The organism is Sphingomonas nostoxanthinifaciens (genome assembly GCF_019930585.1).
In the GTDB taxonomy this organism is placed as follows: Bacteria; Pseudomonadota; Alphaproteobacteria; order Sphingomonadales; family Sphingomonadaceae; genus Sphingomonas_I; species Sphingomonas_I nostoxanthinifaciens.
On sequence record NZ_CP082839.1, the window covers coordinates 3,720,832 to 3,746,049 of the forward strand.

Here is a 25,218-nt window from a genome sequence, read left to right on the forward strand (position 1 = left end):
GAGCGAGCGGCGCCCTCAGTGGCCGCGATCGAGCGCCGCCTCGGTCGCGGTGGCCGGCAGCTCGGCCGCCATCGCCGCCGACACCTTCTCCGCCGCTTCCATCACGCGCAGCACGTTTCCGCCGGCGAGCTTCGCCGCATCGGCATCGCTCCATCCGCGCCGCAGGATAGCGGCGATGAGCGCGGGATAGGTCGATACGTTGCCCAGCCCCTCGGGCAGCGAATTGTCGACCCCGTCATAGTCCGATCCGAGCCCGACATGGTCGATCCCGGCCACTGCGCGGATATGCTCGATGTGCGCGATCACGTCGTCCATCGTCACGCGCGGCGCGGGATGCGCCTTGTCCCATTCGGCCAGCGCCGCCGCCGCCTTGTCGGGCTGGCCGATATAGAGGCCGCCAAACGGCGGCGCGTTGAGCCGGGTCTTCTCCGCCGAGCGATCCGCCGACCACAGCCGGTAGGCATTGGTGACATAGCTGCGCGAATAATTGACCATCACCACGCCGCCATTGGCGGCCACCTTGCGCAGCACGTCGTCGGAGACGTTGCGCGGATGATCGTCGACCGCGCGCGCGCCCGAATGCGAGAAGATCACCGGCGCCTTCGCCACCCGCAGCGCGTCGAGCATCGTCGCCTCGCTGACGTGGCTGAGGTCGACCAGCATGCCGATGCGGTTGAGCTCGTGCACGACCGCCTCGCCGAACGGCGTGAGGCCGTCATGTTTCGGATCGTCGGTCGCCGAATCGGCCCAGTCGATCGTGCGCGAATGAGTGAGCGTCAGATAGCCCGCGCCCAATGCCTTGTAGGTGCGCAGGATCGCGAGCCGGCCGTCGATCTGGCCGCCGCCCTCCACCCCCATCATCGATGCGATCCGGCCCTGCGCATGGATACGGCGCACGTCGGCAGCGGTGGTCGCCAATGCGAGCACCTGCGGGTAGCGCGCGACGATCTGCTTCACGAGATCGATCTGCTCGAGCGTTTCGATCACTTGGCTGTCCTGCGGCAGATCGGCCGAGACGTAGACCGACCAGAACTGGCCGCCGACCATGCCCCGCCGCAGCATCGCGATATCGGTGTTGTAGGGCACGGGCGCGCGATCGAGCCCGGCAGTGAGATCCTTGGTCCAGCGCCCCTCGCCCTCGCGCCCGCGCAGGCTTTCCGGCCAATCATTATGCCCGTCGATCAGCGGCGTCGCCTTCAGGATGCGCGCGACGCGCGTCTCGATCGGGTCGGCGGCGATGGCGGGGCTGGCGAGGAGGGCGGCGAGGAGGAGCGAGCGCATGACGCCGACGATGGCGGCGCGCGGGCGCGGCGGCAAGCCTCAGGCCGGCATCGCCCGCGCGATCGCCTCCAGCGCGCCGTCCGCCACGCGCAGTTCGTTGAACGAGGGCGGCGTTGTTCGCAGCCGTTCGGACAATGTGCCCGCGCCGATCAGCCGCACCGTGCGCCCTGCCCAGCGCCAGGGCATGTCGAAGCCATCATGGACATGGCCGCTCAGCACCGCATCGGCGCCCGCCTCCGCCAGCATCCTTAGCGCCTCGACGCCACCGGCGGTGTCGCCGTGACCGGTAAAGTCGGTGCGCACCAGCGGATGGTGGCAGGCGACGAGCGCGATCGCGCCGGGCGGCTTGGCGTGCAGCATCGACAGCGCCGCGACGAGCCCGGACCTCGACACCCGCCCCCATGACAGCCGGCGCAACTGCAGCCGCGCGGTCGTCTTGAGCGGCACGAGGATCACGTCGGGCAAGGCAAGCGGCCGCGCGACCGCGCCCGAAACCGCGCGGAAGCGGCGATAGGGATCGAGCAGCCGCGCTGCCGGATTGAAGTAAGGCAGATCATGATTGCCGGGCTCGACCGTCACCGGCACCGCCAGCGCCTTCAGCCACTCCGCCGCCGCCGCAAACTCGCGCCGGCGCGCGCGCATCGTCAGGTCGCCGGTGCAGATCACCGCGTCAGGCCGCTCGGCGCGCACCGCATCGGCGAACCAGCGCAGCGCGGCGGCATCCTCGCGCCCGAAATGCAGGTCGGAGACATGGAACAGCCGTGCCATGCCGCGATCAGCGCACGATCGCGCGACCGGGTTCCGTAAGAGGCCGGCGTCCGTTGCGGCGTTATCGCGCCAGGCGGCGGCGGCCGAAGAGATCGCGTCCGGCCACCAGAAGGATGCCGCCCAGCACGAACAGCGCGCCGATCACGAAAGACGGGTCCAGCCGCTCGCCCAGGATGAGCACGCCGAAGCTCACCCCGAACAGCGGCGTCATGAATGCCAGAACCCCCAGCCGCGACGCGAGATAGATACGCAGCAGCGAAAACCATGCGAGGAAGCTGACCAGCGAGACGAGCACGATCTGGAACGCCAGGCTAACGCCGAGCAGCGGCGCCACCGTCACCCCCGTCTGCCCCAGAAAAAGTGCCGATATCGTCAGCAACACGAACGCGCCGAGCAATTGGTACAGCAGGGTGACGGTCGCAGGCGTATCCGAGAGGATCGAGAAGCGCACCGCCAGCGTCGTCGCGCCCCACGAGGCGCCGGCGGCGATGCCGAGCAGATCGCCGATCCAGACGGTGCTGCCCGCATTGGCAGCGCCACGACCGGCGAACGAGACGACGATCCCCGCGAACGCGACCCCGGTCCCGCACCATTGCAGCGCGGTCATCCGCTCCTCGGGCAGGCGCAGGTGGAGGCCCAGCGCGGCGAAGATCGGCGCGGTATAAAGGAAGATCGCCATGTGCGACGCGCTGGTGAAGCGCAGCCCCTCGCCGACGAACAGGAATTCCATCGCGAACAGCAGCCCGACGATGATGCCTGCCCGCCACGTGTCCGATCGGAGCGCCCCCGCTTCGCCGCGAACAAGCACGAGCCCGGCGATCACGACCGCGGCCACGCCCGAGCGGATCGCCACCTGCAACACGGGCGCCATCAGCGGCGCGGCCGCCTTGATCGCGACCTGCTGCATGCCCCAGATCGCGCACAGCACGACCATCAGCGCGGTCGCCCCAGCGTCGATCTCCTTGCGCTCCGCCATCTGCGTTCCCCCTATGCCGCGACGTTAGCTCGCGGAGGCGAGATGGGGCGTGCGCGCCTTTGTCTGATCCAAGGAGGAGGCGGGTCAACCCCCAAGCGCAATCGCCGGGCCTCGCCCATCTTCGCCGGCCGATCGGCGGCTCACTCCGCGTCGAAGCTGATCCGCCGCGTGATCCGCCCGTCCGCCACCGACACCAGCCAATAGGCCGCGCTCCAGCGCAGCCGCGTCAGCCAGCTCGCACGTTCGTGCCGCGCAGGATCGATCGCCGCCGATCGGCTCAGCTCGCCGTCGAAATAAGCGCGCATCGCCGCTGCGAGCGCACCATCCTCCACCCGCAGCATGATCTCGAGATTGAGGAACAGGCTGCGCACGTCGAAATTGGCCGACCCGACATAGACGGCGTCGTCGGCCACGAACAATTTGGTGTGCAGCTTCGTCGGCTGATATTCGAACAGCTGCACGCCGCGTTTGAGCAGGCGGTGATACGTGTGGCGCGCGGCGGCGATGGTCGCGTCATTGTCGGATTTCGCAGCGGTCAGCACGCGTGCCGTGCCGCCGCGCCGCACGACGCTTTCGATCGCGCGCATCATCCGCGGCGTCGGCGCGAAATAAGCGGCGATGATGTCGAGCCGCGCGGCCACGCGAACCTCGCCGCGCAGCGCGCGCGCCCATGGGCTCAGCCGCCGCGTCGGGCCGCCGAGCAGCCAGCGCACGCGCCCGTTCGTCTGGCTGAAGCGCGACAGCGTGCGGCGCAGGTCGCGCAACCGGGCGTTCGGCTGATGCGTCCAGCGCGCGAGCGCGTCGAAATATCGCGCCAGATGCGCGGTGACCGAGCCGTCCACGCGCAGCCCCAGATCGCGCCAGCCGCGCGCATCGTCGAAATAATCGTCGGCGATGTTGAAGCCGCCGACGATCGCGATCCGTTCGTCGGCCAGCGCGAGCTTCTGATGATTGCGCAGCAGATAGCGGCGGCCGAAACGCGGCACGAACCGGCAAATATCGGCGCCCTGCTCGGCCAGCCCCGCGAAGAAATCTTCGGGCAGCGCGCTGCCGAAATCGTCGACGATCAGCGCGACCGTCACCCCGCGGCCCAAGGCGCGCGCCAGCGCGGTGCGCACCGTCCGCCCGGCATCGTCGTTGGCGTAGATGTAATAGAGCAGCCGCAGGCTGTGTTCGGCTCGGTCGATCAGGTCGATCAGCGCCGCCAGCCGCTCGGTGCCGCCCGCGAGCAGGGTCAGCCGCTGACCCTCGACGGCGAAGGTTCGCGGCGGCGACCCGGCCGCATCCGTCGCTTTCATTGACTTCGCTCCGCCGTCGTCCTATCTCGCGCGACTTCCACATCCTACCAATGCTTGGTCAAGCGGAGCGTTCAATATGGCGCGCGTTACCGTCGAAGATTGCGTCGACAAGATTCCCAACCGGTTCGACCTGGTGCTGCTCGCAGCCCAGCGCGCCCGCCAGATCTCCGGCGGTGCCGAACTGACGATCGATCGCGATCGCGACAAGAACCCGGTGGTCGCGCTGCGCGAGATCGCCGAGGAAATGGTCCTGCCCGAAGAGCTGCACGAATCGGTGATTTCCGGCCTGCAGCGCGTGCAGATCGACGAGGAAGACGCGCCCGATGCGATCGGCTCGCTCTCGCAGTCGGCCGAGGCGCTGCGCCTCACCGCTGCCGCGCCGCCGCGCACGCAGAATCTCGGCGCCGATTACGAATAAGCGATCCGGCCGGCTCGTCTGCCGGCCGCTTCGATCTCCTCGCGCGCGGCATCGTCCGCTGCGCGGCCGTGCCCGCGTGGCGATTCCATCGCGAGGTGCGCGCCGCGTATAGCGTCGGGCATCGCGGCATCTGCATCAGGCCTAGCCTGATTCGACCGACACAATGAAAAACGGCCGCGCTCCCCAGGGAGCGCGGCCGTTTTCAGTCTAGACGCTCGCCGCCGTTTCAGGCGTCGACCGTCTCGGCCTCGACTTCGGACTTGGGCTTGCGCGCGCGGCGGCGCTTCGGGGCAGCCTCCGCAGCCTCGCTCTCGGCCACCGGTTCGGCGGTCAGGCGCGGCGGCAGGTCGATCGCGATCCGCGCCGGCTCGAGCGCCAGTTCGTCATGGCCGTTGGCCGATCCGTTCGCGGGCGCGCCGTTTGCCGATGCGCCGTTATTGTTGCGCCGGCCACGCCGGCCATCGCGGCGGGGGCCGTCGGCGTCGCCCATTTCACCGCGGGCGGCGGCAGGTGCCTGCTCCTGCCCGCGCGATTCGTCGGCAGCGGCTTCGGGCTGATATGCCGGACGCTGCTCGCGCCGCGGCTGGCCGTTCTGCAGCGAAGGCTGCTGGGCGCGCTGCTGCGGTGCCTGCTGCTGCGGCGGGCGGGCATCGAAGCCGTCGTCCCAGCCGTCGTCGGCACCCATTTCGGACTGGCCGTCGGCGTCGTCGCCTTCGTTACCGAACTCGTTGAAATCCTCGCGACCGCGGCGTTGCTGCTGCTGCTCCTCGAACCGCGAGCGATTCTCGCTCAGCACGCGGAAATAATGATCCGCGAACTGCAGATAATATTCGGTGTTGACGCGGTCGCCCTGCATCTGCGCATCGCGCGCCAGCGTCTTGTATTTCTCAAGCAACTGGGCGGCATTACCGCGGGCACGATTGTCGAGCCGACTGCCACGATCCGGGACCCCAGGCTGACCATTACGCGCCTGCTGTCCGCCACGGCCGCGACGGCGACCGTTCTGACGGTTGTTCATCAAGTTGGTCGAGTCCTTCACTTGTGGTCTACGTCACCACTCCCAACCGGGCCTACCCCGGAAGTCCGCATCCGGGGCCGCACGCCCGGGAATTTCGTCAACCCAACCGGGGCTCAGGCTTCGGCGGAGGGGCGGACGCGTGATCTGTCACGCATGCAATCGCTCTTTCCGCTTTGCCGAGGCGCCACTGCCGGCGACCAAGCGCTGGGAGTTGGGCAGAGCATGTCGCACCAGCGACCTCGCTCCGATCCTGTTCCCTATCTAGTCAGTCCCACCGTGAATTCCAAGGGGAGATTTATTGCTGCGGGGTGGCAACGATGCAGCGGTCATTTCCCGCCAAATCCTGCCTTACCGTCGATTGTAGCCCCGATGCCTTACAAAGTTCTGACACCGCCGCCGCCTGAGTAAAGCCGATCTCGATACATGCGACGCCCCCGTCCGCAAGCCGGAGTTGCGGCACCAGCGCGCGATAATCGTCGAGGCCGTCCGGGCCGGCATAAAGCGCGGAGGCGGGCTCGTGCCGCGCGACCTCGGGCGGCAGCGCATTGCCGGCCGCGACATAAGGCGGGTTGCACAGGATCAGATCCCAGTCCTCTGCGGCACCCGCGCTCCAGTCGCCCGGTTCGATCGCCGCCCGATCGGCAAGGCCCAGCCGCACGGCATTGGCGCGCGCGACCGCGAGCGCGCCCGCGCTCGCGTCGACGCCACGTCCGGTCGCCGTGGGCCAGTGTGCGAGCGCCGCCAGCAGCAGCGCGCCCGAGCCGGTGCCGAGATCGAGGATGCGCGCGGGGCTGCGTGCGCCGAAATGGTCGATCGCCGCCTCGATCAACGTCTCGCTGTCAGGCCGCGGAATCAGCACGTCGGGGCCGACGTCCAACTCGATCGTCCAGAAGTCGCGGCGACCAACGATATAGGCGATCGGCTCATAGGCCAGCCGGCGCGCGACGAGGCCTGCAAACGCATCCGGGGGCGCGATATCGCGCGGCCCCAGCAGCAAGGCCTCGCGCGTCGTGCCGAGCGCGTGCGCCATCAGCAGCTCGGCATCGAGCCGTGGCGTGTCGCTCACCGCCGCCAGCCGCTGCGCCGCCGCGGCGAGCGCGCTCACCACGGAAACCACTTGCCGTCGGCCTTCTGCTGCTTCTTCCATTCGCCCCAGGCTTTCTCCTGCTTCAGGCTGCATCCGGTCGCGCCGCTCGCGCCGACCGCGTTGCAGGCGCCCACGCCGGTGGCGCCCACCGCCGCGCCGTCCAGCGTACCGCGACCGCTCGGCCGGACCCCGCTGCCGGCGAAGCGCGGATCGAGCTTGGGCAGGCGGAAGCCCTCGGCCACGCCGCGATCCTTCGAGCAGACGACGATCTCGCCCGGCGCACCCTTGGGACAGTTGCGGATCGCCTCCACCACCTGCTGCCGCTGGGTCGTGATCGGGCTCGCCGGGGGCTCGACGGCGGCATCGACATTCGCCGCCTGGATCAACAGCGCCCAGATCATCGCGGGTCGGCCCCGATATCGTGCTGGAACCCCTTCTGCTGATCGTTCTCGCGCCAGCGCTGCACCTGGCAGCCGGTCGAGCCGACTCCGCCGACCGGGCTGCACGCGCCCGCCTGCGAGCCGGCGCCACCGACGTCCATCAGCCGGTGCCGCTCGCGCGAGACGCTGTCGCGGGCGCCTTCGATCTGGAAGCCCGGATCGCGCGCCGGGGGCGGCAGGCGATAGGGCGATTCGCCGTCGGCCTTGCCGCACACGGTGATCGTGCGCCCGTCGGAGCGGCACGGCGCGACGGCCTTGGCGACGATGGTGGCGAGCGACGGCATCGGGAGCGATGTGGGTGCGGGTGCCTCGATCAGGAAGATCAATGGCAGCACGCTCAGTCGGTCAGTTGCGCCAGCCGGCTCGCCTCGTCCTCCGCGATCAGCGCGCCCAGCAACTCGTCCATCTCGCCTTCGATGATCTCGGGCAGGCGATGGAGCGTCAGGTTGATGCGGTGATCGGTCACGCGGCCCTGCGGGAAATTGTAGGTGCGGATACGTTCGCTCCGATCACCTGAACCCACCATGGATTTGCGCGCCCCGGCGCGCTCGTCCGCCAGCCGCGCCCGCTCCGCCTCGTACAGGCGCGAGCGCAGCACCTTCATCGCCTTGTCCTTGTTCTTGTGCTGGCTCTTCTCATCCTGCTGGATGACGACCAGCCCGGTCGGCAGGTGGGTGATGCGCACCGCACTGTCGGTGGTGTTGACCGACTGGCCGCCCGGCCCCGACGAGCGATAGACGTCGATCCGCAGATCCTTGTCGTCGATCCGCACGTCGACCTCCTCCGCCTCGGGCAGCACGGCGACGGTGGCGGCGGAGGTGTGGATGCGCCCGCCGCTCTCGGTCGCGGGCACGCGCTGGACGCGATGGACGCCGCTCTCGAACTTCAGCTTGGCGAACACGCCCTGGCCGGTGAACGAGGCGACCACCTCCTTGAAGCCGCCCAGCTCGGCGGCCGAGGCGGACATCATCTCGGTGCGCCAGCCCTGCGTATCGGCGTAGCGCTGGTACATGCGGAACAGGTCACCCGCGAACAAAGCCGCCTCGTCGCCGCCGGTGCCGGCGCGGATTTCGACAATGGCTGAGCGTTCGTCGGCAGCGTCCTTCGGCAGCAATGCCAGCGCCAGCGCGCGTTCGGCCGGCGGAAGCTGCGTCTTGAGCCCCTCCAGTTCCTCGCCCGCCATGCGCTTCAAATCGGCATCGGTGCCGCCATCCTCGATCAGGAAGTCGAGCGCCGAAATCTCCTGCCGCAGCCGCCGAACCTCGGCCGCGGCGCGCGCGACCGGCTCCAGCTCGGCATAGTCCTTCGACAGCTTGACGAACTGGTCGGGCGGCAGATCGCCGCGCGACATCGACGCCTGCAGCTCGTCGCGGCGCGCCTCGATCTGGCGGATGCGTTCGATCGGGATCGTGGTCATGCGGCGAGTACTTCCCGCACCTGCGCGTCTAGGTCATTCAATGCAAATGCTCCCCCCTCGGGCATGCTGACATGATGCGTGACGCCCTCGCCCGGCACGAGCCGGACGTAGACCAGCGCATCGACGCCCCCCTTGCGCGCCAGCTCCGCCTGCCGCTTCGCTTTAGTTGCATAGCCGTTACGAACTTCGTAACCGGCCGCGCGAAGGAGTCGGGTCGCGCGAGCTGCCGCCTCGGTCGCCTCGGTCGTGTCGGCGATCACCGCAAGCACGGGCTGTGCGCGTTTCGGCGTCTCGATCAGCATCGCCAGCCGCTCGATCCCCGCCGCCCAGCCGACCGCGGGCGTATGCGCGCCACCGAGCGTCTCGATCAGCCCGTCATAGCGCCCGCCGCCCAGCACCGTGCCCTGCGCACCGAGCCGATCGGTGACGAACTCGAACGCGGTGTGGCGATAATAATCGAGCCCGCGCACCAGCCGTGCATTGCGCGTCCACGCCACGCCGGCCGCGTCCAGCCCCTTCGTCACCGCCTCGAAGAAGGCGCCCGCCTCCGCCGACATATGCGCGTCGATCGACGGGGCGGCGTCGGCGATCGGCCGGTCGCGCGGATCCTTGCTGTCGAGGATGCGCAGCGGGTTCTTGCCCAGCCGCTCGACGCTGTCCTCGGACAAGGCGTCGCGTGCGCCTTTGAAATGCGCGACCAACGCCTGCCGCCACGCCTCGCGCGTCGCGCTGTCGCCCAACGTGTTGAGCTGGAGCGTCACGCCGTCCGACACGCCGAGCTCGCGCAGCAACTGGTCGGCGAAGGCGAGCAATTCCACGTCGGCCGCAGGCTCGGCCGCGCCGATCACCTCGGCGTCGAGCTGGTGGAACTGGCGGAAGCGACCCTTCTGCGGCCGCTCGTAGCGGAACACCGGCCCGTGCGTCGCCGCCTTCAGCGGCGCATATTGCTGCCAGCCCTCGGTCAGGAAGGCGCGCGCGATGCCGGCGGTGAATTCCGGCCGCAGCGTCAGGCTCTCGCCGCCGCGATCGGGGAAGGTGTACATCTCCTTGGCGACGACGTCGGTCGTCTCGCCGAGCGAGCGCGCGAACACCGCGGTCGCTTCGAACACCGGCATCTCGATCCGGCGGAAGCCGTACAGCCGACGCACCCGCTCGAACGCCTCCACGACATGCGTGAAGCGATCGGCCTCCTCCCCCAACATGCTCTGCGTCCCGCGGATCGGCCGCGGCGTCTCGATTTTCGCCATAGTTGCGGCGGGGTCTAAAGGCTTTTGCGTGCGAGTGCGAGTGTGCGTGTCATTTCCTATGCGCCCCCGTTCGGCCTGAGGAGCCGCTGAGCGCAGTCGAAGCGGCGTCTCGAAGGACATGTGGTTCGAGACGAGGCTTCGACTGCGCTCAGCCTCTCCTCACCACGAACGGGAGGTTTTGTGTATTACGGCGCTACTGCCGCCGCTTGTGCCGCCAACGTTGCCAGTGCCGCGCGATCGCTCGTCCGCACCGGCTCGGCCGCGCCGCATTCGAGGCAGCGGACCTGGATCGCCGGGCCGAACGCCAGCGCGCGTGCGTCGTGCAGCGCGCGCGCCAGCAGCATTTGCGGCTGCTGCGCCAGCCGCGTCCACGGATCGATCGCGCCCTCGACGTCGCTGCCGGGATCGCGTTTCTGCGCCCAGTCGCGCAGCAGCGACTTCCAGCTGTTCGGCTCCTTCTCGATCCAGCGCGGCGCGGCGTCGGCGCCGCTGAGGCCGGCCTTGTTCGCCGCGAACACGATCGCATCGTCCACCGTGCCGAAGCGATCGACCAGCCCGAGCTGGCGCGCGGTGCCGCCCGCCCAGACATGGCCCTGCCCGATCGCGTCGACGCGCGCCGGGCTCATGTGGCGCGCACCCGCGACCAGCTCGACGAAGTGGCGATAGACGCTCTCGATCCCGGTCTGGACGAGCTGGTCGAACAGAGGGCTGGTGCCGCGATAGACGTCGGGCTGGCCCGAGAGCGGCGTGGTCGCGACGCCGTCGGCCGACAGGCCCAATTTCTGCAGCGTGCCGGCAAAGGTCGGGATGATGCCGAATACGCCGATCGAGCCGGTGATCGTGGCCGGCTCGGCGAAGATCGTGTCGCCGGTGGTCGACACCCAATAGCCGCCCGACGCGGCGACCGAGCCCATCGAGATCACCACCGGGATGCCCTGCGCCTTGGCGGCGAGGATCGCGCTGCGGATCCGATCGGAGCCGGTCACCGATCCGCCGGGTGAATCGACCCGCACGACCAGCGCCTTGATACGGCGCTTGGCGATCTCGGCCGTCATCAGCCGCGCGATCGTCTCGCCGCCGGCCGAGCCGGGGCCGGTGAGCCCGTCGACGATGTCGCCCGCGACTACCAGCACGCCGACCTTGCCGCCATCCGCCTCCGGATGCGCCGCGAGATAGGAATCGAGCGACAGCGTCGAATAGGCGCCGGGCCCGCGCACCGCATCGGCCCCCGCGAGGCTCGCCACGCGCTGCCCGAAGGCGATGCGGTCGCCGAGCGTATCGACCAGCCCGGCGCGGAACGCGCCCTGCGCCTGATCGCCATTGGCGGCGGCGATCGCCGCGGCGGGATCGCGCACATAGGCCAGCAATTGCGCCTTGGGCCGCGCATGGGCGACCTCGTCCTGCCACGTCTGGAACAGCGAATCGACCAACGCCTGATTGGCCTGCCGCGCCTCGGGCGACTGGCCGGTGAGGATGAAGGGCTCGACCGCCGATTTGAACCTGCCGACCTTGTAGACGTGCGCGGTGACGCCGATCTTGTCGAGCAGCCCCTTATAATAGAGGTGCGGCGCGCCCGGCCCGGCGATCAGCACCGCGCCGAGCGGGTTCATCCAGATCTCGCTGGCGTGCGAAGCAAGCTGATAGCTGTCGTCGGCATAGCCGGTGGCGTAGGCCAGCACCGGCTTGCCCGCGCGGCGTACGCCATCGGCCGCCGCGCCCACCGTCGCGATCGCCGCCTGGCCGCCACCGACGAAGCTGTCGAGATCGAGCACCACCGCCTTGACCGCCGGATCGGTCGCGGCGAGCTTCAACGCGCGCACCACGTCGCGCAGCCGGAATTCGCGCGCGGCCGGGCCGTTGCCCGACAGCACAGCGAGCGTGTCGGCATCCTGCGGCTGCTCGACCAACGTGCCGTTCAGGCGGATCAGCAGCGCGCCGCTCGCCGCCAGCTTCGGATTGGGCCGCGCGGTCAGCGCCGCGTAGAGGCCGACGAAAAACAGGACCATCGCCAGCAGCACCAGCGCATCCTTGATGCCGACCAGCAGCTTCCAGAACCCGCGCAACAGCTTCATCGTCGAACCGCCTCCTCGCGCTCCTCTAGGAGGTTTCGCGCGAGGCGGCCAGCGCCCACTTGTTCGTTATTTTGCTAATATGCTAAATAAGCGCATGGACTCGGTTTTCGAAGCGCTCTCGCACCCGATCCGGCGCGAGATATTGGAGATGCTGAAGCGCGGCAGCCGTTCGGCGGGCGAGCTGGCCGATGCATTCCCCGTCTCGAAACCGACCATGTCGGGCCACTTCGCCAAGCTGAAGGCGGCGGGCCTCATCCAGGGCGAGCAGCGCGGCAGCAGCGTCATCTACAGCCTCAACCTCTCGGTGCTGGAGGACGTCGTGCTGGGGTTCATGCGCCGGCTGGATGCCCGACCACGCAAGGGAGCCGAATGATGCGGGTGAAGCCGATGATCCTCCTGTCCGCCGGCGTCGTGCTGGCGATGCTGCTCGCCGCCTACCTCGTCGGCATCCGATTGCCCGAGACCATGGTCCTGCCGATCCACTGGAACGTGGACGGCAAGGCCGACGGCTTCGCCGGCAAGTGGACGGCCCTGTGCGTCGCGCCGGCGATGACCGCGGCCGTGTCGGTGCTGCTGGCGACGCTGCCGGCGATCGATCCGTTGCGCGACGGATTGAACCGCAGCGCCAGCCTCTATCGTGCCGCCTGGATCGGCCTGCTGGCGCTGATGGCGGTGACGCAGACGCTGCCGATCGGCACGGCGCTGGGCTGGCACTTCGGCGCGCCGCGACTGCATCTGGCGGCGATCGGCCTGTTCCTGATCGTGCTCGGCAACCTGATGCCGAAATCGCGGCCGAGCCGCTTCGTCGGCATCCGCACGCCGTGGACGCTGGCCAGCACCGACGTGTGGATCGCCACCCATCGACTGGGCGGCCGGCTGATGATGGCGGCCGGGGCGATCTGGGTCGTCGCCGCGCTGATTGGCCGGCCGCTGGTCCAGCTTCACGCGCTGATGATCGTCGGCATCGCGGTCGCGGCGATCGTGCCGGCACTCTGGTCCTACGTGCTATGGCGCCGCGAGACCGGGCGCAGCGCCTGAACCTTGAGGCGCCTCCGACGAAGCGGGCGCGACGATCGACCGTCCGATCCTGGGCTCGCCTTGACAGGCTGAACCGGCATTCACATATGCCCATTGGCACTCGACATATGCGAGTGCCAACAGTTTATGGATGATGCAGGCGGGAGGGGCTGATCGCGGCCTCTATCCCGCCTTCATTGCAGGAAAGGGACAATCATGGGTTTCCGTCCACTGCACGATCGCGTGCTGGTGAAGCGCATCGAGGCTGACGAAAAGACGGCCGGCGGCATCATCATCCCCGATTCCGCCAAGGAAAAGCCGCAGGAGGGCGAGGTCATCGCCGTCGGTGGTGGCGCCAAGGCCGAAGACGGCAAGATCACCCCGCTGGACGTCAAGGCCGGCGACCGCATCCTGTTCGGCAAGTGGTCCGGCACGGAGGTCAAGCTCGACGGCCAGGATCTGCTGATCATGAAGGAAAGCGACATCCTCGGGATCGTCGGCTGAGCCGCACGAACCTGTCGCAAGCCTCAACTTCCTCAACTTCGTAATCCAGAAAGGTAGCCGACATGGCAGCCAAGGACGTCAAATTCTCGCGTGACGCACGCGAGCGCATCCTGCGCGGCGTGGATATCCTCGCCGACGCGGTGAAGGTCACGCTGGGGCCGAAGGGCCGCAACGTCGTGATCGACAAGAGCTTCGGCGCACCGCGCATCACCAAGGACGGCGTCACCGTCGCCAAGGAGATCGAACTCAAGGACAAGTTCGAGAACATGGGTGCGCAGATGCTGCGCGAAGTGGCCTCGAAGACCAACGACAATGCCGGTGACGGCACCACCACCGCGACCGTTCTCGCTCAGGCGATCGTGCGCGAGGGCATGAAGTCGGTCGCGGCCGGCATGAACCCGATGGATCTGAAGCGCGGCATTGATCTCGCCGTCGTCAAGGTCGTCGAGGACGTGAAGAGCCGTTCCAAGCCCGTCTCGGGCAGCCAGGAAGTCGCGCAGGTCGGCATCATCTCGGCCAACGGTGACACCGTCGTCGGCGAGAAGATCGCCGAGGCGATGGAGAAGGTCGGCAAGGAAGGCGTCATCACCGTCGAGGAGGCCAAGGGCCTCGAGTTTGAACTCGACGTCGTCGAGGGCATGCAGTTCGACCGCGGCTACCTGTCGCCTTACTTCATCACCAACCCCGACAAGATGACGGTCGAGCTTCAGGATCCTTTCATCCTGATCCACGAGAAGAAGCTGTCGAACCTGCAGGCGATGCTCCCGATCCTGGAAGCCGTGGTGCAGAGCGGCCGTCCGCTCCTCATCATCGCCGAGGACATCGAGGGCGAGGCGCTCGCCACGCTCGTCGTCAACAAGCTGCGCGGCGGCCTGAAGGTCGCGGCCGTCAAGGCACCGGGCTTCGGCGATCGCCGCAAGGCGATGCTCGAGGACATCGCGATCCTGACCAAGGGCGAGGTGATCTCCGAGGATCTCGGCATCAAGCTCGAGAGCGTCACGCTCAACATGCTCGGCACCGCCAAGCGCGTCTCGATCGACAAGGACAACACCACCATCGTCGACGGTGCGGGTGAGGAAGCGTCGATCAAGGGCCGCGTCGAGGCGATCCGCAAGCAGATCGAGAGCACCACGAGCGACTATGATCGCGAGAAGCTGCAGGAGCGGCTGGCCAAGCTGGCCGGTGGCGTCGCGGTCATCAAGGTCGGCGGTTCGTCCGAGGTCGAGGTGAAGGAGCGCAAGGATCGCGTCGACGACGCGCTGCACGCGACCCGCGCCGCGGTCGAGGAAGGCATCGTCCCCGGCGGTGGTACGGCTTTGCTGTACGCCACGAAGGCGCTCGACGGCCTGACCGGCGCGAACGACGACCAGACGCGCGGCGTCGACATCGTCCGCAAGTCGCTGACCGCGCTGGTTCGCCAGATCGCACAGAATGCCGGCCATGACGGCGCGGTGGTTTCGGGCAAGCTGCTCGAGAGCAACGATCCGCAGTTCGGCTTCAACGCGCAGACCGAGACCTACGAGAACCTCGTCGCCGCCGGCGTGATCGACCCGACCAAGGTCGTCCGCACCGCGCTGCAGAACGCGGCCTCGGTCGCCGGCCTGCTCATCACCACCGAAGCGGCGGTGAGCGAGCTTCCGGCCGACGACAAGGCTCCCGCGGGCATGCCCGGCGGTGGCATGGGCGGCATGGGCGGCATGGATTTCTGATCCAGCCCAGGCCGAACATCACGATCTGAAGAAGGGCCGGGGGAGCGATCCTCCGGCCCTTTTCGTTTCGGGAACGATCTGTCGATCCGGGGGTTGGAGGTCACCACTCCAGCATTTTCTGTCTTCGGAAGGCACGATCCCCATGGCATCGACCGACAGCCCCGTCTGGTTCATCACCGGCTGCTCCACCGGCTTCGGCCGCGACCTCGCCCGGCTGGTGCTCGATCGCGGCTGGCGCGCGATCGTCACCGCGCGCGACGCGGCGCGCGTCGAAGACCTGACAGAGGGAGCAGAGGATCGCGCGCTCGCGCTGGCGCTCGACGTGACCGATCAGGCGCAGATCGACGCGGCGGTCGAGGCGGCCCACGCCAGGTTCGGCCGCATCGACGTGCTCGTGAACAATGCCGGCTACGGCTACCAGAGCAGCGTCGAGGAAGGCGAGGAAGTCGAGATCCGCGCGCAGTTCGACGCCAACGTCTTCGGCCTGTTTGCGCTTACCCGCGCGATGCTGCCGATCATGCGCGCGCAGCGTGCGGGCAACATCATCAATATCACGTCGGTCGCCGGCCTCGTCGGCTTTCCCAGCTCCGGCTATTATGCCGCCTCGAAACATGCGGTGGAGGGTTGGTCCGACGCGCTGAAGGCCGAGGTCGGCCCGCTCGGCATCAACGTCACCTGCGTCGAGCCGGGGCCGTTCCGCACCGACTGGGCCGGACGCTCGCTCAGGCAGACGCCGTCGACCATTGCCGATTATGCCGAAACCGCCGCCAGGCGCCTCGCCGGCACGCGCGCGGCCAGCGGTACGCAGGCGGGCGATCCGGTTCGCGCGGGCGAGGCGATGATCGCGCTCACCCAGCGCGCCGATCCGCCGCGCCATCTGGTGCTGGGCAAATGGGGCTATGATGCAGTGGTCGAGCGGCTGAAGGCGCGGCTGGCGGAGATCGAGGGCGAGCGCGACGCGAGCCTCGCCGCCGACTTTCCCGACGCCTGAAGGCCCGCGGTCATCGCGCGTTCAGCCGCGCGGGATCAGCTTAAGCGCGTCCTATCGAAGCGTGGAGGCATCATGCGTCTTCTCTCCAAACTCCTCGTCGCCGGTGCAGGCGTGGCCGCAATTGCAGGCGTGGCGCTCGCCGCCGAGCGCGATGCGCACGTGCTCAACGTAGTGCTGCCCGACGGCTCGGTCGAGCGCATCCACTATGTCGGCAACGTCGCGCCGCGCGTGATGGTGACGCCGGTCGCGGCGCCAACCCCGGTCGCCGCGTTCGACGAGGGCGATCCTTTCGCCATGTTCGACCGCATCGCCGCCGAGATGGACGCGCGCAGCGATGCGATGCTGCGTCAGGCGCTGGCGGTGCAGGCCGCCGCCCCGGTGGCCGGCGCGCAGCTCGATCATGCCGCGCTGGCGCAGCAGCCCGCCGGCACGGTCAGCTACAGCTTCACTTCTTATTCCAGCAGCAACGGCACCTGCCAGCAGAGCGTGCAGGTGACATCGTTCGCGCCGGGCGAGGCGCCAAAGGTCGCGCGCCAGAGTTCGGGCGACTGCAGTGCGGTTAACACGACCAAGGCGATCCCGGCGGTGCAGGAAGCCCCCGCCGCCCCGGCCGCGCCGGTGCTGACCAAGGCCAAATACGACGTGCCCGCAACCCCGGCGAAGCCGCGCCAGACGATCTGACGCGGCGCGCGCGCTAGCCGTCGATCGACAGCAGTTCGATCGCGTCGGCGCGGCCGCCGAACGCCACCCGATCGCCCTCGCCCGCGCCGATCAGCGCACGCGCGAGCGGCGCTGAAAAGGCGATCAGCCCGGCCGTCGGCTCAGCCTCGTCATCGCCGACGATCGTGATCGAACGGCGCTCGCGATTGAGCAGGAAGGTCACGCGGCTGCCGAAGCCGGCCTCGTCCGCCGGCGGGGGCGGGGCGAGTTGCGCGGTGGCAAGCCGCTGGCGCCAGTAACGCAGCGCGCGCTTGCGCTCTTCCGGCTCGGCGGCGGCGGCGGCGGCAACCGCCTGCTCCAGTTCGGCGACGCGCGCCTCGATCTGCGCCAGACCGCGCGGTGTCACCAGATTGGGTCCGGGCGGGATCGGCAGCTCGAACCGCGGCTCCAGATGCTCTTCGTCGCTCTCGCGGCGGAAGGCCACGCTCACATCGTCTCTCCTGTGTTGTTCGCACCGCCTTGATCTCGGCGGTATCTCGTCAGTTCAGCGCGCGGTGTCGGCGCCGTTGATATCGTCCGCCGCCGGCGCGTCGTCTCCCGCATCGACGGCAGGCTCGGTCGCCGCGGCAGCCCGCGCGGCCTTGTGCGGCACGGCAGGCATCGGCGCGCGCGCCGCCGCATCGGCGGCGGCAATATCCCCGAGCGTCCGCTGTGCCGTCACGTTGCGCGCGTCGGCATCGGCGTCGAGCGTCACGTCGGCGGTCTGCCGGTGGCATGCGCCGAGCGCCAGCAGCATCGCAGTGCCTATCAGAATCCTCACGGCCGCGGCTTGTCGCCCGGCTTGGGCGGCGTGGCCGGCGCGGGCGCATCGCCGGGCATCGGCGCGGCGCTTTCCGGCAGGGCCTGGTCGGCAGGCTTGGACGGGGCCGCCGCCGGCGCGTCGCCCGGCATCGGTGCCGCGCTCTCGCCGCCGGGCGGCGGCACGGCGTCGGCACCGCCGATGGGGGTCGCGACCGGTTCGCCCGTGGTCGGCGTCTCGTCGGGTGCGCCGCCGGCATCCTCCTGGTCCATGATCTGCGCGCGCCGGCGCTGCAGGAAGGCCGACCGCGCCGCCGCATAGGGGTCGAGGCTCGACTGCAGGAAGGCGTCGCCGCCGCTCTCGATCAGGTCGGACCGCGCGCTGACGATCTGCACCGCGCGATAGCCGCGCTTGTACCAGACGTTGATGTCCCACTGGTTGATGGCGACGTTGACCGGATCGCCATAGGCAGCGGCCGCCGCGCCGATGCCGTCGCGCATCGTCGAGGGGCCGAGCAGCGGCAGGACAAGATAGGGGCCGCCGTTGAAGCCCCAAACCGCCATCGTCTGGCCCAGATCCTCCTGCGCCGGCGTGATGCCGATCTTGCTGGCATGATCGAACAGGCCGCCGACGCCAATCGTCGTGTTGACGACGAAGCGCTTGAGGTTGCGCCCGGCACGCGCCGGCTTGCCCTGCAGCAGATTGTTCACGAACGACCACGGCTCGGTCACGTTCGAGAAGAAGTTGGTGAGGCCCTGCCGCGCCGGCTGCGGCGTGACCGACCGATAGCCCTTGGCCACGGGCTTGATCAGGATCCGGTCGGCGAACATGTCGACGCCCCAGATCTTGCGATTGAGCTTCTCCAGCGGATCACGCTCGGCAAGGCGGTCTTGGCCGGGAGTGGTGGCGCAGGCGCTGACCAGCGTGAGCGCGGCGAGAGAAACAGCAGCGCGCAGCGCGCGAGAATACACCATCATGAAGTCGCGCCTGCCATAGCCCCTTGCCCCCGACAATCCACTTTGTGCCGACACGCGACTTGACGCACGCGCGAACAGCTTCATCGTCGCGGCAATGCCTGCTCCGCTCATTTTGTTCCGTGCCCTTGCCGATCCGACCCGCCTGCGCATCGTCGCGCTGCTGCGGCGCATGGAATTGTCGGTCGGCGAACTGGCGCAGGCGCTGGGGCAGAGCCAGCCGCGCGTCTCGCGCCACGTGCGCATCCTCGCCGATGCCGGGCTGTGCGAGCGGCGGCGCGAGGGCAGCTGGGTGTTCCTCGGCCTCGGCCCGGCCGCGACCGACGGGCCGCTGCTCGCGACGATCGACGCCTGGCCCGACGCCGCGTCGGAGCGTTGGGAGGTGGCCGACGCCGCGCGACTGGAGGCGGTGCGCGCCGACCGCGCCGCAGCGGCGGAAGCCTATTTCGACGCGCATGCCGCCGAATGGGACGCCATCCGCTCGCTCCACGTCGCCGAGGATGCGGTGGAGGATGCGATCGGCCGCGTGCTGCGCGCCGAGCCGGTCGGACGGCTGGTCGATATCGGCACCGGCACCGGCCGCATGATCGAACTGCTCGCCCCGCACGCGACCGGCGCGATCGGCATCGACCGCAGCCCCGAAATGCTGCGCTTCGCCCGCGCGCGCATCGGCCGGGCGGAGATCGCGCAGGTCGACCTGCGCCAGGGCGACATGTATGCGCTGCCGCTGGCGGACGGCAGCGCCGACACCGTCGTGCTGCATCAGGTGCTCCATTACGCGCAGGCGCCCGCAGCCGCGATCGCCGAGGCGGCACGTTTGCTGCGCGCCGACGGGCGGCTGCTGATCGCCGACTTCGCTGCGCACGACCGCGAGGAATTGCGCGAGCGCGAAGGCCATGCGCGCCTCGGCTTCGCCGACGAGCAGATGGCGGGCTGGTTCGCCGCATCCGGCCTCGCGCCGCCCGAGGTGGTGGAGCTCGAAGGCGGTGAGCTGACGGTCAAATTATGGCTCGGCCGCCGCAGCGCGGTGGCGAAGTCGCTGCTGAAGGCGGTGGGCTAGACCTTCAGGGCGCGCTCCATCAGCCAGACGCGGATCGCGCTGGCGAGATTGGGCGGATCGACGGCGGCGACACGCCCGGCATCGATGCGCGCGATCAGGGCGGAGATGGGCAAAGCCTCGTCCTCGGCCGCGCGCTTCAGCGCTTCCCAGAAGACCGGCTCGAGGCTGACCGAGGTCGCGTGGCCGGCAATCATCACCGATCGCTTGATCGGACCGGCCACGCGCGCCTCCATCAATACATGTGCTGGCCGCCGTTGATCGACAGCGTCGAGCCGGTGATGAACGCCGCATTGTCCGAGCAGAGGAAGGCGACGCCGCGCGCAATCTCGTGCGCCTGGCCGAGGCGGCCGACCGGGATCTTGGCGACGATCTTGCTCAGCACGTCGGCCGGCACCGCCGCGACCATATCGGTGTCGATATAGCCCGGCGCGATCGCGTTGACGGTGATGCCGAAGCGCGCGCCTTCCTGTGCCAGCGCCTTGGTGAAGCCGTGGATGCCCGATTTGGCGGCGGCATAATTGACCTGCCCATATTGGCCGGCCTGGCCGTTGATCGAGCCGATATTGACGAACCGGCCCCACTTGCGGTCCTTCATGCCGGCGAAGGTCGCCTTGGCCATGTTGAAGCAGCCGCCGAGATTGGTGTCGATCACTTCCTTCCAATCGTCGTAGCTCATCTTCAGGAGCGTGCCGTCGCGGGTGATGCCGGCATTGTTGACGACCGCGTCTACCGGGCCGAGCCCCTGCTCGACCGCGGACACGCCGGCGGCGCAGGCCTCGGGGCTCGACACGTCCCACTTGAACACGGCGATGCCGGTGCGCTCGGCAAACGCCTTGGCCCGCTCGTCATTGCCGGCATAATTGGCGGCGACGGTGAAGCCGTCTTCCTTCAGCGCGAGGCTGATCGCTTCGCCGATGCCGCGCGTTCCGCCCGTCACGATCACCACGCGTGCCATATCCATCCTCTCCAGCTTGGATTTGTTCGAGCTTTATGAAGGCGGGAGCCAGCCCGCAAGCTCCCGCCGCAGCAAATCGTGCAACATGGCGATACCGCCGGGGCTGTCGTTGAGGCACGGCAGATAAGCGAAGTCGCTGCCGCCGGCGGCGAGGAACGTCTCGCGGCCGCGGATCGAGATTTCCTCGAGCGTCTCGAGGCAGTCGGCCGAGAAACCGGGCGAGACGACGGCCACGCGCTCGATCCCGGCGCGCGGCAGCGCCGCGAGCGTCACGTCGGTCGCGGGCTCCAGCCATTTGGCGCGGCCGAAGCGCGACTGGAAGGCGACGATCAATTCGCGCCCGAGCGCCTCGCTCAGCAGCCGCGCGGTCTTCTGGCAGTGGCAATGATAGGGGTCGCCCTGTTCAAGCGTGCGCTGCGGCATGCCGTGAAAGCTCGCGACGATCACCTGCGGCTGAAACGGCAGCGCGGCGAGCGACGCCTCGACGCTGTCCTTCAGCGCGGCGATGTAGCCGGCATCATCATAATAAGGCGGGAGGGTACGGATCGCCGGCTGCCAGCGCATGTCGGCGAGGGTGGCGAAGGCGCGATCGTTCGCCGTGGCGGTCGTCGCCCCGCAATATTGCGGATAGAGCGGCGCGAGCAGGATCCGCTCGCAGCCGGCATCTTTCATCGCCGCCAACCGCTCGGCGATCGAGGGCCGACCGTAGCGCATGGCATGATCGACCAGCACGGCATCGCCGAAGCGGGCGGCCAGCGCCGCCGCCTGCGCACGCGTGATCGCGGCGAGCGGCGATCCATCCTTGCCCCATACCTGGCGATAGGCGTGGGCCGACTTCTTGGGCCGGGTGGTCAGCACGATCCCGCGCAGGATCGGTTGCCACAGGATCGGCGGCAGCTCCACCACGCGGCGATCCGACAGGAATTCGCCGAGATAGCGACGCACCGCCGGCGCATCGGGCGCGTCGGGCGTGCCGAGATTGGTCAGCAGCACGCCGATGCGGGGGCGCGGGATTGTGGGGTGATCGGCGGGTTTCATATGGCGAGCGGCAACGCGCGCAGCCGCTTGCCGGTTGCGGAGAAGATCGCATTGGCGATGGCGGGCGGCGTCACCGGAACCGCCAGTTCGGCCACCCCGCCCGGCGCCTCGGCCGATGCGATCAGTTCGACCGCGATCTCGGGCATATCCTTGAGCAACGGCAAACGGAGGTCGGCAAATCCGGTCTGCTCGGCGAGGCCCTGCGCATAGGTGACGCCGTCGCCCAGCGCAGCGGCCATGCCCCAGACGAGCCCGCTCTCGATCTGCTGGCGGACGATGTCGGGATTGATGACCCGGCCGCAGTCGACCACCGCGGTCAGCTGCGTCACCTTGATCGCGCCGCCCTCGATCCGCGCCTCGCAATAAAGCGCGATGTGGCTGCCGAAGGCGGAATGAACCGCCACCCCCTGCCCCGATCGCGCCTCGCCGGTCCAGCCGCCCGAAGCGGTCGCCTGCGCGAGGCAGCGCGCGAGGCGCGGCTGCGCGCCGAGCAGCCCCATCCGGAACGACAGCGCATCCATGCCCGCCGCGGCGGCAAGCTCGTCGGCAAAGCATTCGACGAAGAAGGCGGTGGAGGCATGCGCCGCAGACCGCCACAGCCCGGTCGGGATACCGACGTCGGCCAGCGCATGCGCGATCGCCAGCACCGGTATGGCATAAGGCGGCACCGCGCCGTCGATCGCCGCACGCTCGGGCCCGCCACCGTGCGGCAGCGCCGGGATCAGCCGCCTCCCGAGCTCAGCGGCGGTAGCGGGCGCGGCGATCACCGCCTGCCACGCCGCGATCCGGCCTTGCCCGCCGAGCCGCGCGCGCATCCTGGCGCGTGCCGGCGGACCGTGGCGCCCATGCAGCATTTCCTCGCGCCGGCTCCACATCAGCTGAACCGGCTTGCCCGACCGCACCGCGAGGATCGCCGCCTCGATCGCGGCGTCATTCTCGATCTTGCGGCCGAAGCCACCGCCGACCTGCATGGGGTAGACGATGATGCGATGCTCGCCGATCCCGGTCGCGCGCGCGACGGCGGCGCGGGTGAGGCCCTGTGCCTGGGTCGGCACCCATAATTCCAGCCGATCGCCGGTCAGGCGCGCGGTCGCCACCAGCGGCTCGATCGTTGCATGCGCGGAGAACGGCACGGCGTAATCCGCCTCGATCACGCCGGCGCCGGCGAGTGCCGTCGCCGCATCGCCCTGCTTGGCGAACGTCGTGCCCCCGGTTGCCAGTGCCGCATCGAGCGCATGCGCCACCGACACGCTATTGGGCAGAGCCCCACGCGTCGCGAAGCGCGGGTGGAGCGCATCGAGCGCACGGTCGGCCGCCCACCAATTCTCCGCCAGCGCCGCGACGAAGCCGTCGCTGCGGACGATGCCGACGACGCCGGGCACGCGATCGGCCGCCGCCAGATCGAGCGCGGCCGGGCCGGTATCGCCGAGCGGGCCGTGCCGCACCGATGCGTGGAGCATGCCGGGCAGGCGCACGTCGCCGGCAAAGCGCGTGCTGCCGTCGACCTTCGCAGGCAGATCGAGCCGCGGCATCGCCTTGCCCGAAATGCCGCCTTCACCCGGCCGACGCAGCGGTGGCGTCGCGGGCGGGGCGAACCCCGCCGCCTCGGCCGCAAGTGCGCCGAAGCGGAAGCGATCCTGCCCCCGTACGACGAACCCGGCTTCGGTATCGCAGGCGCGCCAATCCGCGCCGATCCGCTTGCCCGCCGTCATGCACAGCAAGGCGCGCGCCATTGCGCCCGCCTCGCGGAACGGCTGCTCGAAAGCGCGGATCGAGGTCGAGCCCGCCGTTATCATCAGTGCGTTGCGCGTCGCCCAGTTCTGCGCCGCCCAGCGGCCGACCCCGGCCAGCATATGCGGCAGCGCATCCTCTGCCATCTCGCCCGCGATCAGCCGGTTGGCGTAGAGCGGCCCCAGCGGCGCGGGCTCGACCGCGATCTGGCGCCAGTCGGCCCCAAGCTCGTCGGCCAGCGCCTGCGGCAGCGCGGTCCACACACCCTGCCCCATCTCCGCCTGCGGCACGACGACCGTCACCCGCCCCGTCTCGGCAATCTTGAGAAAGGCACCCATCACCGTCTCGCCCGGGTCGACGGCGAGGTTTGGCCGATAGTCGCGCGGCCACAGCTCCCATGCGAGGACGAGACCCACGCCCGCGCCGCCGCCGATCAGCAATGTCCGCCGGGACAGCGTCGTTCTGTTCGCATCCGCCGGCGCCATGGCGGGCTGATAAGGCGCCGCCGGGGCGCCGTCACGCGCCTTGTTCAGGCGGCGACCATCACCGCGGCGCGCGCGGCGACCGCATCGTCGAGCACGGCGAGCCAGTCGCGCGCCGAACCGGCAAGCTGGTGTCGCCGGCCGAGTTCCGCCAGCGATGCGGCTTCCGGGCGACGTCGCTCGTGCAGCACGGCGGTCAGCGCGCGCGCGACCTCGTCGGCACGGGGCCGCGCGATCGCCCCGAACGATCGATCCAGCAGGATTTCCGGCAATGCCAGCGAACAGGGCGTCGAGACCACCGGCACGCCGGCGGCGAGCGCCTCGACCAGCGCGGCGGGATAGCCCTCGAACAGCGAGGTGCACAGCAAGACGTCGGCCTGCGCCAGGTAACGTGGCACATCGTGGACGAAGCCGGCGAAGGTGATGCGCTCAGCTATGCCGAGCGTCTGCGCACGCGCCTTCAGCATCGCCTCTTCCTCGCCCTGGCCGAGCAGGACGAGGCGCAGCGAGGGGTCGGCACGCGCGAACGCATCCAGTGCCAGCCCGAAATTCTTCTGACGCGTCAGCCGGCCGACGCACAATATCATCCCGGTACCCGGCCGATCGAGCGCAGGCGCGGGCACGGCATCGAGATTGGGCTCGTGAACGCAGGCGATGTCGTGGCGATGGAGCAGCACCGTCGCCTCTGCTGCCAGCGCCGGCGACATCGCCACCAACGTGTCGAACGGCGCCGTCACCCGTCGGAAATTGGCGGTAAACAGCACCTGCGCCAACCGTGGCCGGTCGCCGCGCACCAGCGGATTGCTGAGCTTGCACGCCACCGCCGGCCGGTCCCATGCGAGGTCGTCGATCATCGCGCGCAGGATCGGCACGTGATAATTTCCGGGGCCGACGACGATGTCAGGACGGTCCGCGCGCACCGATGCGGCGAGTGCCCGGCCAAGCTCGCGACGGCCGGCGCGGCGCGTGCCGCCTGGCGCGATAGACGTCATGGAGATCCGCGGTGAAACGAGCCGCCGAAGGGGGCCATCCTCGGCCCCACAATACAGGCTGACCCGGCGGCCGGCATCGACCCAGGCGTTTGCGAGCCGGATCGCGATGCGTTCGCTGCCGCCGCCGCCGAAATCGTGAAGAACGAGCACGATATGGTCCGCGCTGGGCCTGCGCGCCGCGAACGCCGTCTCGCCGGACCAATACATGGGCATGCCCTCGCCTCGACGGACGATCCGTCCGAAAATGCCTACGGACAGCGGCTTGCACCCATATTACGGTGATG

At 69.3% G+C, this 25,218-nt stretch carries 27 protein-coding genes; 8 read left to right on the forward strand and 19 right to left on the reverse strand.

Features of this window, described 5'->3' with window-relative positions; genetic code table 11:
* Positions 1 to 15 precede the first annotated feature (15 nt).
* From K8P63_RS17635 to K8P63_RS17650, 4 genes are all read right to left on the reverse strand, one after another.
* A complete protein-coding gene (locus K8P63_RS17635) occupies positions 16 to 1,281 on the reverse strand; it encodes a dipeptidase (RefSeq protein WP_223797292.1) in 1,266 nt (421 codons plus the stop codon).
* A gap of 39 nt (positions 1,282 to 1,320) precedes the next feature.
* Entirely contained in the window at positions 1,321 to 2,049 is a 729-nt protein-coding gene (locus tag K8P63_RS17640; RefSeq protein WP_223797293.1) for a metallophosphoesterase family protein, read from the reverse strand.
* Positions 2,050 to 2,110: 61 nt separating this feature from the next.
* Positions 2,111 to 3,025 (reverse strand): DMT family transporter, encoded by a 915-nt coding sequence (locus tag K8P63_RS17645; protein WP_223797294.1) that lies wholly within the window; start codon positions 3,023 to 3,025, stop codon positions 2,111 to 2,113.
* Positions 3,026 to 3,165: 140 nt separating this feature from the next.
* Positions 3,166 to 4,323 (reverse strand): phospholipase D-like domain-containing protein, encoded by a 1,158-nt coding sequence (locus K8P63_RS17650; RefSeq protein ID WP_223797295.1) that lies wholly within the window; start codon positions 4,321 to 4,323, stop codon positions 3,166 to 3,168.
* A 76-nt stretch (positions 4,324 to 4,399) separates the two neighbouring features.
* On the opposite strand from K8P63_RS17650, the gene rpoZ reads away from it, so the two are divergent.
* A complete protein-coding gene (gene rpoZ, locus K8P63_RS17655; protein ID WP_223797296.1) occupies positions 4,400 to 4,741 on the forward strand; it encodes a DNA-directed RNA polymerase subunit omega in 342 nt (113 codons plus the stop codon).
* 226 nt (positions 4,742 to 4,967) lie between these two features.
* On the opposite strand, the gene K8P63_RS17660 is transcribed toward rpoZ, so the two are convergent.
* The 7 genes from K8P63_RS17660 to sppA all read right to left on the reverse strand — a co-directional run bounded on the left by K8P63_RS17660 (position 4,968) and on the right by sppA (position 12,022).
* The gene (locus K8P63_RS17660; protein ID WP_223797297.1) at positions 4,968 to 5,759 is read right to left on the reverse strand and encodes a DUF4167 domain-containing protein; all 792 of its coding nucleotides are present in this window, start codon (positions 5,757 to 5,759) and stop codon (positions 4,968 to 4,970) included.
* A gap of 295 nt (positions 5,760 to 6,054) precedes the next feature.
* The gene (gene prmC, locus K8P63_RS17665) at positions 6,055 to 6,906 is read right to left on the reverse strand and encodes a peptide chain release factor N(5)-glutamine methyltransferase (protein ID WP_223797298.1); all 852 of its coding nucleotides are present in this window, start codon (positions 6,904 to 6,906) and stop codon (positions 6,055 to 6,057) included.
* Complete coding sequence (locus tag K8P63_RS17670) at positions 6,861 to 7,247, reverse strand: hypothetical protein (RefSeq protein ID WP_223797299.1); 387 nt, start codon at positions 7,245 to 7,247, stop codon at positions 6,861 to 6,863. Before K8P63_RS17670 ends, prmC begins: the two co-directional genes overlap by 46 nt.
* On the reverse strand, positions 7,244 to 7,621 hold the full coding sequence (locus K8P63_RS17675) for a hypothetical protein (RefSeq protein ID WP_223797300.1): 378 nt from the start codon (positions 7,619 to 7,621) through the stop codon (positions 7,244 to 7,246). The genes K8P63_RS17670 and K8P63_RS17675 overlap by 4 nt, the downstream gene beginning before the upstream one ends.
* A 2-nt stretch (positions 7,622 to 7,623) precedes the next feature.
* Positions 7,624 to 8,703 (reverse strand): peptide chain release factor 1, encoded by a 1,080-nt coding sequence (gene prfA, locus K8P63_RS17680; RefSeq protein WP_223797301.1) that lies wholly within the window; start codon positions 8,701 to 8,703, stop codon positions 7,624 to 7,626.
* On the reverse strand, positions 8,700 to 9,950 hold the full coding sequence (hisS, locus tag K8P63_RS17685; protein WP_223797302.1) for a histidine--tRNA ligase: 1,251 nt from the start codon (positions 9,948 to 9,950) through the stop codon (positions 8,700 to 8,702). Before hisS ends, prfA begins: the two co-directional genes overlap by 4 nt.
* Before the next feature lie 185 nt (positions 9,951 to 10,135).
* A complete protein-coding gene (gene sppA, locus K8P63_RS17690) occupies positions 10,136 to 12,022 on the reverse strand; it encodes a signal peptide peptidase SppA (RefSeq protein WP_223797303.1) in 1,887 nt (628 codons plus the stop codon).
* Positions 12,023 to 12,116: 94 nt separating this feature from the next.
* Between sppA and K8P63_RS17695 the strand changes: the two genes are divergently transcribed.
* The 6 genes from K8P63_RS17695 (at position 12,117) to K8P63_RS17720 (ending at position 16,924) form a co-directional block, all read left to right on the forward strand.
* A complete protein-coding gene (locus K8P63_RS17695; protein ID WP_223797304.1) occupies positions 12,117 to 12,395 on the forward strand; it encodes a metalloregulator ArsR/SmtB family transcription factor in 279 nt (92 codons plus the stop codon).
* Positions 12,395 to 13,060, forward strand: a complete 666-nt coding sequence (locus tag K8P63_RS17700; RefSeq protein WP_223797305.1) for an SdpI family protein — start codon at positions 12,395 to 12,397, stop codon at positions 13,058 to 13,060. The genes K8P63_RS17695 and K8P63_RS17700 overlap by 1 nt, the downstream gene beginning before the upstream one ends.
* A gap of 195 nt (positions 13,061 to 13,255) precedes the next feature.
* A complete protein-coding gene (gene groES / locus K8P63_RS17705; RefSeq protein ID WP_223797306.1) occupies positions 13,256 to 13,543 on the forward strand; it encodes a co-chaperone GroES in 288 nt (95 codons plus the stop codon).
* Positions 13,544 to 13,605: 62 nt separating this feature from the next.
* The gene (gene groL / locus K8P63_RS17710) at positions 13,606 to 15,252 is read left to right on the forward strand and encodes a chaperonin GroEL (RefSeq protein WP_223797307.1); all 1,647 of its coding nucleotides are present in this window, start codon (positions 13,606 to 13,608) and stop codon (positions 15,250 to 15,252) included.
* A 142-nt stretch (positions 15,253 to 15,394) separates the two neighbouring features.
* The gene (locus tag K8P63_RS17715; protein ID WP_223797308.1) at positions 15,395 to 16,243 is read left to right on the forward strand and encodes an oxidoreductase; all 849 of its coding nucleotides are present in this window, start codon (positions 15,395 to 15,397) and stop codon (positions 16,241 to 16,243) included.
* Positions 16,244 to 16,315: 72 nt separating this feature from the next.
* Positions 16,316 to 16,924, forward strand: a complete 609-nt coding sequence (locus K8P63_RS17720; RefSeq protein WP_223797309.1) for a hypothetical protein — start codon at positions 16,316 to 16,318, stop codon at positions 16,922 to 16,924.
* Positions 16,925 to 16,937: 13 nt separating this feature from the next.
* On the opposite strand, the gene K8P63_RS17725 is transcribed toward K8P63_RS17720, so the two are convergent.
* The 3 genes from K8P63_RS17725 to K8P63_RS17735 are packed head-to-tail and all read right to left on the reverse strand — an operon-like array spanning position 16,938 to position 18,679.
* On the reverse strand, positions 16,938 to 17,393 hold the full coding sequence (locus K8P63_RS17725; protein WP_223797310.1) for a GreA/GreB family elongation factor: 456 nt from the start codon (positions 17,391 to 17,393) through the stop codon (positions 16,938 to 16,940).
* A gap of 54 nt (positions 17,394 to 17,447) precedes the next feature.
* A complete protein-coding gene (locus K8P63_RS17730) occupies positions 17,448 to 17,723 on the reverse strand; it encodes a hypothetical protein (RefSeq protein WP_223797311.1) in 276 nt (91 codons plus the stop codon).
* A complete protein-coding gene (locus K8P63_RS17735; protein ID WP_263282659.1) occupies positions 17,720 to 18,679 on the reverse strand; it encodes an MlaA family lipoprotein in 960 nt (319 codons plus the stop codon). Before K8P63_RS17735 ends, K8P63_RS17730 begins: the two co-directional genes overlap by 4 nt.
* Positions 18,680 to 18,773: 94 nt before the next feature.
* Between K8P63_RS17735 and K8P63_RS17740 the strand changes: the two genes are divergently transcribed.
* The gene (locus tag K8P63_RS17740; protein WP_223797312.1) at positions 18,774 to 19,736 is read left to right on the forward strand and encodes an ArsR/SmtB family transcription factor; all 963 of its coding nucleotides are present in this window, start codon (positions 18,774 to 18,776) and stop codon (positions 19,734 to 19,736) included.
* Here the strand turns inward: K8P63_RS17740 and K8P63_RS17745 are convergent.
* Genes K8P63_RS17745 through K8P63_RS17765 form a run of 5 tightly spaced genes read right to left on the reverse strand, consistent with a single transcriptional unit; the run spans position 19,733 to position 25,147 of the window.
* On the reverse strand, positions 19,733 to 19,969 hold the full coding sequence (locus tag K8P63_RS17745; RefSeq protein ID WP_223797313.1) for a ribbon-helix-helix domain-containing protein: 237 nt from the start codon (positions 19,967 to 19,969) through the stop codon (positions 19,733 to 19,735). The two genes, K8P63_RS17740 and K8P63_RS17745, sit on opposite strands and share 4 nt — an antisense overlap.
* The gene (phbB, locus tag K8P63_RS17750; protein WP_223799875.1) at positions 19,969 to 20,691 is read right to left on the reverse strand and encodes an acetoacetyl-CoA reductase; all 723 of its coding nucleotides are present in this window, start codon (positions 20,689 to 20,691) and stop codon (positions 19,969 to 19,971) included. Before phbB ends, K8P63_RS17745 begins: the two co-directional genes overlap by 1 nt.
* A 33-nt stretch (positions 20,692 to 20,724) precedes the next feature.
* Entirely contained in the window at positions 20,725 to 21,729 is a 1,005-nt protein-coding gene (gene hemH / locus K8P63_RS17755; RefSeq protein ID WP_223797314.1) for a ferrochelatase, read from the reverse strand.
* Complete coding sequence (locus tag K8P63_RS17760; RefSeq protein ID WP_223797315.1) at positions 21,726 to 23,945, reverse strand: xanthine dehydrogenase family protein molybdopterin-binding subunit; 2,220 nt, start codon at positions 23,943 to 23,945, stop codon at positions 21,726 to 21,728. The genes hemH and K8P63_RS17760 overlap by 4 nt, the downstream gene beginning before the upstream one ends.
* Positions 23,946 to 23,989: 44 nt before the next feature.
* Positions 23,990 to 25,147 carry a glycosyltransferase gene (locus tag K8P63_RS17765; RefSeq protein ID WP_223797316.1) on the reverse strand — a complete coding sequence of 386 codons (1,158 nt, stop codon included), beginning with the start codon at positions 25,145 to 25,147 and terminating at the stop codon, positions 23,990 to 23,992.
* Positions 25,148 to 25,218: the final 71 nt, after the last annotated feature.